This is a genomic window from Arenibacter algicola (genome assembly GCF_000733925.1).
Lineage (GTDB): Bacteria > Bacteroidota > Bacteroidia > Flavobacteriales > Flavobacteriaceae > Arenibacter > Arenibacter algicola.
The window spans coordinates 1,025,821-1,040,071 of the sequence record NZ_JPOO01000003.1; the positions used below are offsets into that span (position 1 = coordinate 1,025,821).

A 14,251-nucleotide genomic window follows, 5' to 3' on the forward strand; every position below is an offset into this window, starting at 1 on the left:
AGAAATGAAGAAAATTATAATTTTAATCTCGTGCTTTATAACCTTTGGGTGTCAGGATGTAATTGAAGTAGACCTTCCTACAGAAGAACCTAGATTGGTTATCGATGCCTTGATCAGGTTGGAGGATATGGACAGCCCATCGGTATTGGTTCAAATACGGGCCAGTCTAACAAGTTCATTCTTTGAAGAGGTACCGCCGGCCCAACTACAGGAAATTACCATCACAAATACGGAATCAGGGGCTATTTTAAATTTGGAAGAATCCATTCCGGATACCGGTATTTATGAAAATGAATGGGATTTGCAGGAATTGACCCAAGGAGAGTTGGAACTCAATATTGAATATAGTGGCCAAACCTATTTGGCCAAAACCAAATTTGTGCCTACCGTTCCCTTGGACTCCTTGGAACAGGGAACTACGACTTTGTTTGGAGATGATGAAACGGAAGTAATTCTTACCTTCACGGATAACGGGGAACGGGATGATTATTATTTGTTCGATTTTGATTTTGGGGAGTATCTGGTGAGCGAAGATGAATTTTATCAGGGAAAGCGATTCCAGTTTTCATTTTTTTACGATAGTAAATTGGAAGATGACAGATTGGTAACCATTAGTATTTTAGGTATAGATCAGGATCTTTTTAATTATATGAACCAATTGATCCAACAAAGTGGAGAGGATACCGGACCCTTTAGCACTCCTGCCACTACGGTTAGGGGAAATATTGTTAATGTTACTGGTTCCACTAATAATGATAGTATTGATCATGACAGTTTTGCTCTGGGTTATTTCGCCGTATGTCAGGCATTTTCAGATACCCTTTTGATAAAAAAATAATCTATAATATTAATACCATCCCCAAGATTACACCTATGAGAACTAATAAAGCCCTATTGTTAAAAGGCCTAAAATATATTGCATATACCATTGCCCTAATGTTTACGGCGCCTATTGTAATATATCAGGCCTTTAAAAATGAAAGCCACCCACTATACTGGCCGGTCTTGATAATTGGCCTTATATTGGCCATTGCGGCCATTGCCATGGGCTTTTACAGTATTAAGTTGATTATGGATGCCTTGTTCAACAAGGCCAACAAACAAGATTAAATTTTAGTCCAGGTTATCTTTAGGTCGAAGTCGGCCCAATGAAGTTAGATCCCAATATTTTGCATTGAATAAAAATAAACATACTTTTCCCTAGAAAAAAAATTCAACTTCATCTTTAAGTTATCAAATTATGTTAGGAGGCGATTGAGCTGGTCTTGATTGGAAAAATAGTTATTTTCGTATTTAAAATTTAATTCAATGACCTTATTTGTAGATATGGACGAGGTGTTTGCCGATGCATATAATGCACATATAACACTGTACAATGCTGAATTTAACGAAAACCTTACGGAAATGGACTGCATGGGTCGCGAGGTTTGGCAATCTGTTCCCGAGGAGCGGCAACCTAGTGTAAGGAACCATGCTAGGACAGAGGGCTTCTTTCGCACTCTTGAACCTATTAAGGATAGTCAAAAAGTATTGAAGGAACTATCCCGGAAATACGATCTTTATGTAGCCTCGGCGGCTATGGAATATCCAAATTCATTGCGGGAGAAAAGCGATTGGTTGGACGAGCATTTTCCTTTTATACATTGGAGAAATAGAATTCTCTGTGGCAGTAAGCATATTCTCTATGGCGATATTTTGATCGATGATCGCAGCTACAACCTGGAGCATTTCCAGGGAAGGAAAATATTGTTCACCTCACCTCACAATATACACACCACGGGATATGAACGTGCCGACAATTGGTTGGAAGTTGGTAATTTATTGTTGTAAGTTCTTAATGTACCAATTGTTCAATATAGAAATTGGTCAATGTATCAATTGTTTAATTTGAAGATGTAGCTGCAATGTAATAATTGTTCAATGTAGCAATGTATCATTTGGATAATTTGAAGATGAGACAATTTGATGATTTGAAAATGTGGAAATTCCATTAATACGGAAATGTAGCAATTGTTCAATGTACCAATATAACAATTGGCCTGTTGCGAAGGGCCTACTGCGCAAAGACTCGTGGTCTTGTACGCTGCTGCGCAAAGTCTCCCGACTTTGAGCTCTCTTCCCTTGCAGGGGCGTGCCCATGCTGGGTTTAGGGCAAAAAAAAGCACCTACCGTAAAACGGTAAGTGCTTTCAAAAAAAGGCGGCGGCCTATTAGTGACTGCCCGATACTGCAAGCTTGGCGAAGCAGGAACGGCTGCAGGAACCAATCACGCCATCGGCGTGCCTATTTGGATATATTGCAAAAAAAAATCCCCCCATCGTAAGATGAAGGGACTTCAAAAAAAGGCGGCGGCCTACTCTCCCACTTGGTGTAGCAGTACCATCGGCGCAGACGGGCTTAACTTCCCTGTTCGGAATGGTAAGGGGTGGGCCCCGTCGCCATGGCCACCTAAAACTGTCAGTGTTTTTCCATAACCCTTGGGCCATGGTCTGCCCGAACTGCATTGCAGGGCGGGCCACCTAAAAACTTCTATACTTTAATGTCCGGTACCCTACAGCGGGTGCTGAGCGTAGCCGAAGCATGACATAATAATGGGACAGGGCGGCCTTTTCGGTCGCACTTATGTAAGGTAATCTACAAGAGACGTGTTGTTAAAAAAAGGTTTGTTGCGCCCCGCGGTTTCCCGCGGGACGGCGTTTGCGCAAGCCAACGGGCAATTAGTACCACTCGGCTACGGACATTGCTGCCCTTCCACCTATGGCCTATCGACGTGGTCATCTCCCACGGCCCTTTAAAGAAATCTCATCTTGTGGCGGGTTTCGCGCTTATATGCTTTCAGCGCTTATCCCATCCCGACATAGCTACCCAGCAATGCCCCTGGCGGGACAACTGGTGCACCAGCGGTCGGTCCAACCCGGTCCTCTCGTACTAGGGTCAGGTCCACTCAAATTTCTAACGCCCGCAGTAGATAGAGACCGAACTGTCTCACGACGTTCTGAACCCAGCTCGCGTGCCACTTTAATGGGCGAACAGCCCAACCCTTGGGACCTTCTCCAGCCCCAGGATGTGACGAGCCGACATCGAGGTGCCAAACCCCCCCGTCGATATGAGCTCTTGGGGGAGATCAGCCTGTTATCCCCGGCGTACCTTTTATCCTTTGAGCGATGGCCCTTCCATGCGGAACCACCGGATCACTATGCTCTACTTTCGTACCTGGTCGACCTGTATGTCTCTCAGTCAAGCGCCCTTGTGCCATTGCACTCTGCACACGATTGCCAACCGTATTGAGGGCACCTTTAGAAGCCTCCGTTACTCTTTTGGAGGCGACCACCCCAGTCAAACTACCCACCACGCACTGTCCTCCCATTAGGGAGTTAGGCCCCGGACAAACAAAGGCTGGTATTTCAACAATGACTCCACCACACCTGGCGATGCAGCTTCAAAGTCTCCCAGCTATCCTACACATTGGTTGCCCAAGGTCAATACGAAGCTATAGTAAAGGTGCACGGGGTCTTTTCGTCCCACTGCGGGTAACCGGCATCTTCACCGATACTACAATTTCACCGAGCTCATGGCCGAGACAGTGTCCAGATCGTTGCACCATTCGTGCAGGTCGGAACTTACCCGACAAGGAATTTCGCTACCTTAGGACCGTTATAGTTACGGCCGCCGTTTACTGGGGCTTCAATTCAATGCTTCTCCTTGCGAATGACATCTCCTCTTAACCTTCCAGCACCGGGCAGGTGTCAGGCCCTATACTTCATCTCTCGATTTTGCAGAGCCCTGTGTTTTTGATAAACAGTCGCCTGGACCTCTTCACTGCGGCCACGCTAGAAGCGTGGCGACCCTTCTCCCGAAGTTACGGGTCTATTTTGCCTAGTTCCTTAGCCATGAATCTCTCGAGCGCCTTAGAATACTCATCCCAACCACCTGTGTCGGTTTGCGGTACGGGCTGCTTCACTTGGTTTTCTCGGAGGATGTTAAGCTGGATTATCACCTTGGCCGGAGCCTCAGTGTACTATCGGGGCGTCACCGCTCCCTTCAACGTACTATTCCGTCAGTACGCACCAACGCCACATCCCCGTCACTTTTAATGTGAGCAGGTACAGAAATATTAATCTGTTGTCCATCCACTGCCCCTTTCGGGTTCGTGTTAGGTCCCGACTGACCCCCAGCTGATTAGCATAGCTGGGGAAACCTTGGTCTTTCGGCGTGCGGGTTTCTCGCCCGCATTATCGTTACTTATGCCTACATTTTCGTTTGTAGCTCCTCCAGCAACCCTTACAGATCGCCTTCAGCGGCACTACAATGCTCCCCTACCCCTCTGTACCGAGTACAGAAGTCACAGCTTCGGTGATATGCTTATGCCCGATTATTATCCATGCGGAACCGCTCGACCAGTGAGCTGTTACGCACTCTTTAAATGAATGGCTGCTTCCAAGCCAACATCCTGGCTGTCAGTGCAGTTCCACCGCGTTATATCAACTTAGCATATACTTTGGGACCTTAGCTGGTGATCTGGGTTCTTTCCCTCTCGGACATGGACCTTAGCACCCATGCCCTCACTGCGCACAATCATTTCATAGCATTCGGAGTTTGTCAGGAATTGGTAGGCGGTGAAGCCCCCGCATCCAATCAGTAGCTCTACCTCTATAAAACTATGTACACGCTGCACCTAAATGCATTTCGGGGAGTACGAGCTATTTCCGAGTTTGATTGGCCTTTCACCCCTACCCACAGGTCATCCCAAGACTTTTCAACGTCAACGGGTTCGGTCCTCCACTGTGTGTTACCACAGCTTCAACCTGCCCATGGGTAGATCACACGGTTTCGCGTCTACTACTACTGACTATGGCGCCCTGTTCAGACTCGCTTTCGCTACGGATCCGCACCTGAAGTGCTTAACCTTGCCAGTAAAAGTAACTCGTAGGCTCATTATGCAAAAGGCACGCCGTCATCCCGCCGAGGCGGGACTCCGACCGCTTGTAGGCGTATGGTTTCAGGATCTTTTTCACTCCCTTGTTCAGGGTTCTTTTCACCTTTCCCTCACGGTACTGGTTCACTATCGGTCTCTCAGGAGTATTTAGTCTTGGCGGATGGTCCCGCCGGATTCACACAGGGTTTCACGTGCCCCGCGCTACTCAGGATACCACTATGGATAACGTCCTTTGCCTGTACCGGGCTATCACCGTCTACGGCCCCTCTTTCCAAAGGGTTCCAGTTCATCGCGCATCCAATATCGTGGTCCTACAACCCCACAAATGCCGAAACAGTTATGGTTTGGACTAATCCGCTTTCGCTCGCCACTACTCACGGAATCACTTTTGTTTTCTCCTCCTCCGGCTACTTAGATGTTTCAGTTCACCGGGTTTGCCTCCCTTACGGGATACCATACCTTCAATATGGTGGGTTGCCCCATTCGGATACCTGCGGATCATATCGTATGTGCCGATCCCCGCAGCTTTTCGCAGCTTATCGCGTCCTTCTTCGCCTCTGAGAGCCTAGGCATTCCCCATACGCCCTTATCCAGCTTGTCGCCAGACCTTTATGTTATTCGCGGGCCCATATTCCGCGGCAGCGTCCTAAGGGCCCTCTCTCGTATTCTTGTACTTTACTTTACTTTCGTGTTTCTTTTTCAGCGTACGCAAAGACCTGAATCTTTTGCGCACCCTGTCCCAATATGTCAATGAACGTTTATCAGTCCGCAGTAACGGTATCCAGACAGCAGTACAAAACTGCTTACTGTAAACCGATTTCTGTTTACTGTTTTGTGGAGAATATCGGAGTCGAACCGATGACCTCCTGCGTGCAAGGCAGGCGCTCTAGCCAGCTGAGCTAATCCCCCGTTTTCTTAAGTGATCAGTCAACAGTTACCAGTCAACAAATACTTACAACGGTTACCCAACCCCTAGAATTTCCAATACTTCAATCTTAATGAACGTTTCAAAACTTTAAACTTTTAAACTTAAAACCTTGAACTTGCAGCATCGCTGCATCGTAGTCTCAGGCAGACTCGAACTGCCGACCTCTACATTATCAGTGTAGCGCTCTAACCAGCTGAGCTATGAGACTGTTCAAATCCCTAATAGCCTTTCTGTGGACAACCGCCCCGATAATTCCTTATAAGGGCGCCGCGCTCCCCGTCCGAACGTGCCTTTCGGCGCGGGCGGGTAACCAGCTGAGCTATGAGACTCACTATAGTTTTTTATGTTGTAAAAACAGAAATCGAAAAAACGGGCCCTTGAAAAAGCCGACATGGGCAAATTCTCTAGAAAGGAGGTGTTCCAGCCGCACCTTCCGGTACGGCTACCTTGTTACGACTTAGCCCTAGTTACCGATCTTGCCCTAGGCCGCTCCTTGCGGTGACGGACTTCAGGCACTCCCGGCTTCCATGGCTTGACGGGCGGTGTGTACAAGGCCCGGGAACGTATTCACCGGATCATGGCTGATATCCGATTACTAGCGATTCCAGCTTCACGGGGTCGAGTTGCAGACCCCGATCCGAACTGTGACCGGTTTTATAGATTCGCTCCTGGTTGCCCAGTGGCTGCTCTCTGTACCGGCCATTGTAGCACGTGTGTGGCCCAGGACGTAAGGGCCGTGATGATTTGACGTCATCCCCACCTTCCTCGCGGTTTGCACCGGCAGTCCCGTTAGAGTCCCCATCTTTACATGCTGGCAACTAACGGCAGGGGTTGCGCTCGTTATAGGACTTAACCTGACACCTCACGGCACGAGCTGACGACAACCATGCAGCACCTTGTGATCTGCCCGAAGGAGGCTCTATCTCTAAAGCTGTCAGACCACATTTAAGCCCTGGTAAGGTTCCTCGCGTATCATCGAATTAAACCACATGCTCCACCGCTTGTGCGGGCCCCCGTCAATTCCTTTGAGTTTCATCCTTGCGGACGTACTCCCCAGGTGGGATACTTATCACTTTCGCTTGGCCGCCCAGATTTGCATCCGGACAGCTAGTATCCATCGTTTACGGCGTGGACTACCAGGGTATCTAATCCTGTTCGCTCCCCACGCTTTCGTCCATCAGCGTCAGTATATGGTTAGTAACCTGCCTTCGCAATCGGTATTCTATGTAATATCTATGCATTTCACCGCTACACTACATATTCTAGTTACTTCACCATAACTCAAGACCACCAGTATCAAGGGCAATTCTACGGTTGAGCCGCAGACTTTCACCCCTGACTTAATGGCCCGCCTACGGACCCTTTAAACCCAATGATTCCGGATAACGCTCGGATCCTCCGTATTACCGCGGCTGCTGGCACGGAGTTAGCCGATCCTTATTCTTACGGTACCGTCAGAGGGGCACACGTGCCCCTTGTTCTTCCCGTACAAAAGCAGTTTACAATCCATAGGACCGTCTTCCTGCACGCGGCATGGCTGGATCAGGCTCCCGCCCATTGTCCAATATTCCTCACTGCTGCCTCCCGTAGGAGTCTGGTCCGTGTCTCAGTACCAGTGTGGGGGATCCCCCTCTCAGGGCCCCTACCCATCGCTGCCTTGGTAAGCCGTTACCTTACCAACTAACTAATGGGACGCATAGTCATCCTGTACCGTAGCCTTTAATGTACAAGCGATGCCGCTAATACATACCATGGGGCATTAATCCAAATTTCTCTGGGCTATTCCCCAGTACAGGGCAGATTCTATACGCGTTGCGCACCCGTGCGCCGGTCGCCGGCGGATAAGCAAGCTTATCCCCGCTGCCCCTCGACTTGCATGTGTTAGGCCTGCCGCTAGCGTTCATCCTGAGCCAGGATCAAACTCTTCATCGTTGATTCTTATATAACTTCGATCAACCCATAAAGGCATTTTTCCCGGCCCGTTATTTCGATTTCTTTTTCTGTGCCGCCTCCCCGTTTCCAAGAAGGCGGCACGCTGTCTTTACAATATATCAATGAACTTGTTTCTCTATTCTCGTTCGCCCTGTTTCCCAAAGCGGCTGCAAATGTACAGCCTTTTTTTTATCCGCCAAGCTTTTTTGAAAAAAAATTATTTTTTCCTTTTGCCGGACGATATCGGATACAGAACCTATATGAACGCAGTGCTCCGAACACCCTTTCCGCCAATTCCCGAATTGCTTCGTTAGCGGGGTGCAAATCTACCACCCTTTTTTAAATCCACAAGGATTTTTACAAACTTTTTTTGCCTTTTTTAAAGGCCCCCGCACAACACCCTGTCAACAAGCATCTTGCGCACGGAAATTTCCCCGAAAAAGGGAAATCAATTTAATGCTTTTTCCCATAACGGCAAAATATCGGAACGTTAAAATTGACGCCACCCCGCGATAGGCCTGCCCGCAGGTAGGCAGGGGCGCAGCGGCATCCCCGTAGCAAAGCAAGGGATACAGCACAGCACACGGCCCGACAAAAGGAGGGAACGCCCAAACAATAGTCCTACAAACTTGTATTTACTTTTAAAATAAGGGATAGCCAATCTTATTCCTTGGACCTGTTCTGATCTTTCCAAATATTGGTAAGGGTGGCGTAATCATATTCCAAAACAGAAGGCTGTCTTTCCAAACTGAAATCAGCGAAGGCCCGTTGCAGAATATCCTCTATAAGGTAATCCTCGTGAACCAGATCCGGATGGAATTCTTCCTTAATACTTATGCTGAACATTTTGGCAGTAGTATTGTACCAAAAGGCACGCCAGCCACTCCGTAACTCTTTCACCAAATCGAAAGCCGTGATCCCGGTTTGCCTATAGATCAACTTCACCAAAATCTGACCTTCCGTACGCGTCAGTTTCTTTAGTTCCTCGGAGAATTCGTCTTCAATGAATTTTTGAACCTTGCGCGTAAACCTCCTTTTATGGGAATTCTTTTTTATGTGTTCCAAACTATCATTAAGTTCTACCAACCTCTCGGCAGCCAATTTGGCATAGGGATACACCTTCATGGTTTTTCTCCTTAGAATATAATACCTTAACTTATCATTATAGGAGGAGAATTTAAGTCTACCAAATACATAAACCTCATTTAGAGCAATGGAACTCTGAAGGACAGAGTCTCCCTCCATTATTATATATTGCTGAGCCAAGGAATCCAAAGTTTCTTCTGCAACCTGCCCAAAGCCCATAAATCCAACTACACCAAAAAGTATTACTAATAATCTTTTTCCCATTGCCACCATAAAATACAAAAGCCTTGCCAAAATTAACGATAAAGAAAGAATGATATTATTAATTAAAAGTGAATATTGTTAAGTTTGCATTCAAAATATACGTAAATGAGCGCTAAAAAGATTCTTAACAAAAAATCCATGGATTTTTTAGAAAAGTATTTAAATAACCCTTCCCCCACCGGATATGAGTGGGAAGGCCAGAAATTATGGATGGATTACATAAAACCCTATGTGGATACTTTTATCACCGACACCTATGGTACCGCAGTAGGGGTTATAAATCCTGACGCAAAATACAAAGTGGTCATTGAAGGGCATTCCGATGAAATATCCTGGTATGTAAATTACATTACCGATAACGGTTTGATCTATGTGATCCGCAACGGAGGAAGCGATCACCAGATTGCACCTTCAAAATGGGTAGACATCCACACTAAAAATGGAATCGTAAAAGGAGTCTTTGGATGGCCGGCCATACACACTAGGGACAGCTCTAAGGAAGAATCCCCTAAACTGGACAACATTTTTATAGACATAGGCGCCAAGGACAAGGCCGAAGTGGAGAAAATTGGGGTACACGTAGGATGTGTCATTACCTATCCGGATACCTTCCAAATTCTGAACAAAGACAAATTTGTTTGTCGCGCTATTGACAACAGAGTGGGCGGTTTTATGATCGCCGAGGTGGCCAGGCTGCTCAAGGAGAATAAAAAGGCACTTCCGTTCGGACTTTATATCACCAATTCCGTTCAGGAAGAAATTGGACTTAAAGGAGCGGAAATGATCACCCAACGAATAAAGCCCAATGTTGCCATTATCACCGATGTATGTCACGACACCACCACTCCTATGATCGAGAAAAAGAAACAAGGTCATACTGAAATTGGCGCAGGCCCGGTAATCTCCTATGCCCCAGCGGTACAGAACAAACTTAGGGAACGAATCATTGAAACTGCTGAAGCCTCCAAAATCCCATTTCAGCGAATGGCCGCTTCAAGATATACCGGTACGGATACCGATGCCTTTGCCTATAGTAATGGTGGTGTAGCCTCGGCTCTGATATCATTGCCCCTAAGGTATATGCACACTACTGTAGAAACAGTGCATAAAGATGACGTGGAAAATGTAATTCGTTTGATCTACGAAACACTATTGAACATAAAAGAAGGCGAAACTTTTAGTTATTTTGAATAACACCCATCAAATCCTCCCTCTTGGGGAGGATTTTTTTATATAGATAATAATTAAGTTAAACTTTGATATATGGACGAATTGATAGACATGCTGGATGCCGATGGTAATTATACAGGTAAATCCATAATGAAGTCGGAGGCACATAGAAAAGGGGTTTTCCACCCTAGTATCCATGTTTGGCTATATACCAAAAACGGAGAAATACTTATTCAGCAACGCGCCATAAACAAAGATACCCATCCAGGACTTTGGGATGTATCCGTTGCCGGACATATAGGTGCCGGCGAGGATGTAACGGAGTCGGCCATTCGGGAGGTAGAAGAAGAGATAGGACTCGAAATCACAAATGAGGACTTGAACAAAATAGGAGTATTCAAATACTCTCACCAACATCATAAAGATTTATTGGACTGTGAATTTCACCATACATTTTTATGTGAATTGAAAGTCCCTTTGTCAAAGCTTGAAATGCAGAAAAGCGAAGTGGCCGATCTAAACTTGGTTTCAGTAGCCGCCTTCAAAAAGGAGCTGGAAAGCGAAATACTTTCCAAGAAATATGTGCCTTACGATATGGATTATTACAACACCGTGTTGAATGCCATTAAAAAAAGACTATAGACCTTTGTAAAAGAGTTCAGGGGTATCCAAGCTATACGTTTTTTGCCCCCCTTTTACCATATCCTTTACCACAAATGAATTGCCGGCCAATTCCTGCTCCCCTATCAACACCACATAAGGAACATTCCTATTATTGGCATATTTCATTTGTTTCTGCATCTTGGCACTGGACGGATAAAGATCACATTTTATACCTGCCCGCCTTAATTGATTAACAAGTTTCAAAGAAGTTAGTGCCTCCTTAATCCCGAAATTAACACAGAGTACTTGTAAGGATTGGTCAATAGCTTCAGGGAACAGACCCAACTCTTCCAGCACTAAATAAATACGGTCCAGACCAAAAGAGATTCCTACTCCGCTTACGTCCTTAAGTCCAAATATGCCGGTTAGGTCATCGTAACGACCGCCTCCACCGATAGACCCCATGCTTACCCCTTCCGGAGCAGCCACCTCAAATATGGCCCCGGTATAGTAATTAAGTCCCCTGGCCAAAGTAACATCTATCTTTAGATTTGCGGATTGCAACCCTAGTTCTTCCAAGGTTTCAATTATAAATCTTAACTCCCCTACTCCTTTGCTTCCTTCCTCGGAATCCTTCAGCAAGTTGTCCAAAACCGAAAGCTGTTCTAGATTAGTGCCTTTTAGTGCGAACAAGGGGGCTGCTTTATTGATTGCAACCTCAGAGATATTCTTCTCACGCATTTCCTTGGAAACTCCTTCAATCCCTATTTTATCCAGCTTATCCAGGGCCACGGTGAAGTCGATCAATTTATCCCGTTCCCCAATTACCTCGGCGATCCCGGCCAATATCTTTCTATTATTGAGCTTAATGGTCACCCCGTCCAACTTCAAATCTGTAAAAACAGCATCGTACAATTGCACCAATTCCACTTCCTGTAATAGTGAATCTGACCCTACCACATCGGCATCGCACTGAAAAAATTCACGAAAACGACCTTTTTGGGGTCTATCTGCACGCCATACCGGTTGGATCTGATACCTTTTAAAAGGGAAATCGATTTCATTTTGATGCATTACCACATAACGCGCGAAAGGCACGGTAAGATCATAACGCAAGGCTTTTTCTGAAATCTTCGAAGTCAAGGCACTAGAATCTTTAGTGGAATACAACTCATCATTCACCTTATTTAAAAAATCCCCAGAATTTAAGATTTTAAAGATAAGTCGATCTCCTTCATCACCATATTTTCCCATTAAGGTTTCCGAATTTTCAAAGGACGGGGTTTCAATAGGTTGAAAACCGTAGGTCTGAAAATGTTTCTTTACCACATCAAAAATATAGTTGCGCTTATTGACCTCTGAAGGGGAAAAGTCCCTGGTTCCTTTAGGAATGGATGGTTTTTGTGCCATTGTTTATAATTCTGTTGTAAATATAATGGATTGTAGAATTTTGCCTATACCGGATCAACTAAAATTAACCTATTAGATCATCGAACCATTTGTAAAGCTCCCCTTTGGTAATTACAGCTCCCTGTTTTATTAAACTAAACTTATCCAGGTTTTTATCTGCCGAATACGCTTTGGAGGCGGTTAGATATTCTACAAAATCTGATTGATAGTTTTTTCTGAACCAAGAAAAACCCTCTTTGGTACTAAGATCAATATCCGGATTCATGACTTTTACAGAAATCAGCTTCATCTCCTTTTCCTGCAGATGAAAAAAATGCATTTGCTGTGCGGATATATTTTCCAGAAACTGCACTTTGGACAATACACCCTCCCAAATTAAATCGCTAAAAACATCCAGTTCCTCCTCCGCTACCTCCGGTTTTTCTTTCTTCAACCTTTCCCATTCGTCCCCTGTAATGGACTGCGTAGCCAAAAAATTGATAAACTCTTGGTGCAGTTCCTCTAGTTGTTGCCTTGTTAGTCTTAAGTATTTCATTTCGCCATTAAATTTCGAAAATGCCCTGCCCATGAAACCAGGACGGACATATGGAACAATTTTTTGTTGTGAATTTTAAGGTAATTAACATAAAAAAGGCCACATAAATGCGGCCTTTCATATAACTTATCCGGATAGTATTATCCTTTTGCCTCTGCAATTACTTCAAATGGGAAATCGACCACCACATCTCTGTGCAATCTTATTTGAGCATTGTAAGGACCTGTCCTTTTAACGGCTCCACCCTGAATGGATATATATCTTCTATCCAAAGAGTGCCCAGCTTTTTCCAAAGCATCCGCCAAATCTATATTGGTAATAGATCCAAACAATTTGTCTCCGGCACCCGCTTTAGCAGCTATCTTGATTTCCAATTGCTTAATAGCTTCAGCTGTTTTATTGGCAGCGTCAACAATTTTCTTCTCTTTATGAGCTCTTTGTCTTAAATTTTCAGCCAATACTTTTTTGGCTGATGGCGTAGCTAAAGAGGCCAATCCTCTAGGGATCAAGTAATTTCTACCGAAACCATTCTTTACGTTCACCAAATCATCTTTAAAACCTAAGTTTTGTACGTCTTCCTTTAATATAAGTTCCATCGTCCGTTTCTTTTTATTTTAATAAATCGCCAACATATGGCATTAAAGCTAAATGACGCGCTCTTTTTACAGCAACGGCCACTTTACGCTGATATTTCAAGGAAGTTCCAGTAAGTCTTCTTGGAAGCAATTTACCTTGCTCATTTACCAATTTTATCAAGAAATCAGGATCTTTGTAATCTACATACTTAATACCTGATTTTTTGAAACGACAATATTTCTTTTGGGTATTGGTCTCTATATTAAGAGGAGTAAGATATCTGATCTCTCCGTCCTTTTTACCTTTTGCTTGTTGTTCTATTGATGCCATAATCCTTACGCTTTAGCTTTTAACTTTGTTCTTCTTCTTTCTGCCCATGATACGGCATGCTTGTCTAATTTCACAGTTAGAAAACGCATAACTCGCTCGTCCCTTCTGAATTCCAATTCGTAAGGGGCAACAACGTCGCCTTCAGCTGTAAACTCGAACAAATGGTAAAAACCACTTTTCTTGTGTTGGATAGGATAGGCTAATTTCTTTAGCCCCCAGTTTTCTTTGGCTACCATTTTGGCACCTTTGTTAATTAAGAAATCCTCAAATTTCTTAACTGTTTCCTCTATCTGTACATCAGATAGAACGGGATTTAGAATGAAAACAGTTTCGTAATTGTTCATATGTTTAAAATTTTTTAAGTGTGCAAAAGTAATTATTTTTTATTCATATCACAAGAAAATGAAAAAATCTTCGTTATACCTAGAGAAAACATAAGATTGAACTTAACCAAAAACAATTAAACTATGGTCATTGCCATT

Annotated in this window: 11 protein-coding genes, 2 tRNA genes and 3 rRNA genes; 5 read left to right on the forward strand and 11 right to left on the reverse strand. The window is 44.6% G+C overall.

Features of this window, described 5'->3' with window-relative positions:
* Positions 1-4 precede the first annotated feature (4 nt).
* The 3 genes from U735_RS0114710 (at position 5) to U735_RS0114720 (ending at position 1,830) form a co-directional block, all read left to right on the forward strand.
* The gene (locus tag U735_RS0114710; protein WP_031444558.1) at positions 5-838 is read left to right on the forward strand and encodes a DUF4249 family protein; all 834 of its coding nucleotides are present in this window, start codon (positions 5-7) and stop codon (positions 836-838) included.
* Between the two features lie 35 nt (positions 839-873).
* On the forward strand, positions 874-1,110 hold the full coding sequence (locus U735_RS0114715) for a DUF6095 family protein (RefSeq protein WP_031444559.1): 237 nt from the start codon (positions 874-876) through the stop codon (positions 1,108-1,110).
* A gap of 198 nt (positions 1,111-1,308) precedes the next feature.
* Positions 1,309-1,830, forward strand: a complete 522-nt coding sequence (locus U735_RS0114720; RefSeq protein ID WP_031444560.1) for a 5' nucleotidase, NT5C type — start codon at positions 1,309-1,311, stop codon at positions 1,828-1,830.
* 509 nt (positions 1,831-2,339) lie between these two features.
* Here U735_RS0114720 and rrf read toward each other — a convergent pair.
* The 6 genes from rrf to U735_RS0114750 all read right to left on the reverse strand — a co-directional run bounded on the left by rrf (position 2,340) and on the right by U735_RS0114750 (position 9,145).
* Positions 2,340-2,451: ribosomal RNA gene (gene rrf / locus U735_RS0114725) — 5S ribosomal RNA — on the reverse strand.
* Positions 2,452-2,696: 245 nt separating this feature from the next.
* A 23S ribosomal RNA gene (locus U735_RS0114730) occupies positions 2,697-5,537 on the reverse strand.
* 233 nt (positions 5,538-5,770) lie between these two features.
* Positions 5,771-5,844 (reverse strand) — tRNA-Ala (locus U735_RS0114735).
* 153 nt (positions 5,845-5,997) lie between these two features.
* Positions 5,998-6,071: transfer RNA gene (locus U735_RS0114740), tRNA-Ile, on the reverse strand.
* A 200-nt stretch (positions 6,072-6,271) separates the two neighbouring features.
* Positions 6,272-7,795 (reverse strand): 16S ribosomal RNA (locus tag U735_RS0114745).
* The 16S, 23S and 5S rRNA genes sit together here with 2 tRNA genes alongside, the layout of an rRNA operon.
* Before the next feature lie 663 nt (positions 7,796-8,458).
* Positions 8,459-9,145 (reverse strand): DUF4294 domain-containing protein, encoded by a 687-nt coding sequence (locus U735_RS0114750; RefSeq protein ID WP_031444561.1) that lies wholly within the window; start codon positions 9,143-9,145, stop codon positions 8,459-8,461.
* Between the two features lie 105 nt (positions 9,146-9,250).
* On the opposite strand from U735_RS0114750, the gene U735_RS0114755 reads away from it, so the two are divergent.
* Together U735_RS0114755 and U735_RS0114760 are read left to right on the forward strand one after the other, a co-directional pair.
* Positions 9,251-10,339, forward strand: coding sequence for a M42 family metallopeptidase (locus tag U735_RS0114755; RefSeq protein ID WP_031444562.1), 1,089 nt, complete (start codon positions 9,251-9,253; stop codon positions 10,337-10,339).
* A gap of 69 nt (positions 10,340-10,408) precedes the next feature.
* On the forward strand, positions 10,409-10,957 hold the full coding sequence (locus U735_RS0114760; RefSeq protein ID WP_031444563.1) for an NUDIX hydrolase: 549 nt from the start codon (positions 10,409-10,411) through the stop codon (positions 10,955-10,957).
* On the opposite strand, the gene hisS is transcribed toward U735_RS0114760, so the two are convergent.
* From hisS to rpsF, 5 genes are all read right to left on the reverse strand, one after another.
* Positions 10,952-12,328 (reverse strand): histidine--tRNA ligase, encoded by a 1,377-nt coding sequence (gene hisS, locus U735_RS0114765; protein WP_031444564.1) that lies wholly within the window; start codon positions 12,326-12,328, stop codon positions 10,952-10,954. The two genes, U735_RS0114760 and hisS, sit on opposite strands and share 6 nt — an antisense overlap.
* Positions 12,329-12,392: 64 nt before the next feature.
* Positions 12,393-12,863 carry a DUF6495 family protein gene (locus U735_RS0114770; RefSeq protein WP_031444565.1) on the reverse strand — a complete coding sequence of 157 codons (471 nt, stop codon included), beginning with the start codon at positions 12,861-12,863 and terminating at the stop codon, positions 12,393-12,395.
* 140 nt (positions 12,864-13,003) lie between these two features.
* The gene (gene rplI, locus U735_RS0114775) at positions 13,004-13,459 is read right to left on the reverse strand and encodes a 50S ribosomal protein L9 (protein WP_031444566.1); all 456 of its coding nucleotides are present in this window, start codon (positions 13,457-13,459) and stop codon (positions 13,004-13,006) included.
* Positions 13,460-13,472: 13 nt separating this feature from the next.
* Positions 13,473-13,772 (reverse strand): 30S ribosomal protein S18, encoded by a 300-nt coding sequence (gene rpsR, locus U735_RS0114780; RefSeq protein WP_176225701.1) that lies wholly within the window; start codon positions 13,770-13,772, stop codon positions 13,473-13,475.
* Between the two features lie 2 nt (positions 13,773-13,774).
* On the reverse strand, positions 13,775-14,113 hold the full coding sequence (gene rpsF, locus U735_RS0114785) for a 30S ribosomal protein S6 (RefSeq protein ID WP_031444568.1): 339 nt from the start codon (positions 14,111-14,113) through the stop codon (positions 13,775-13,777).
* Between the last annotated feature and the right edge of the window lie 138 nt (positions 14,114-14,251).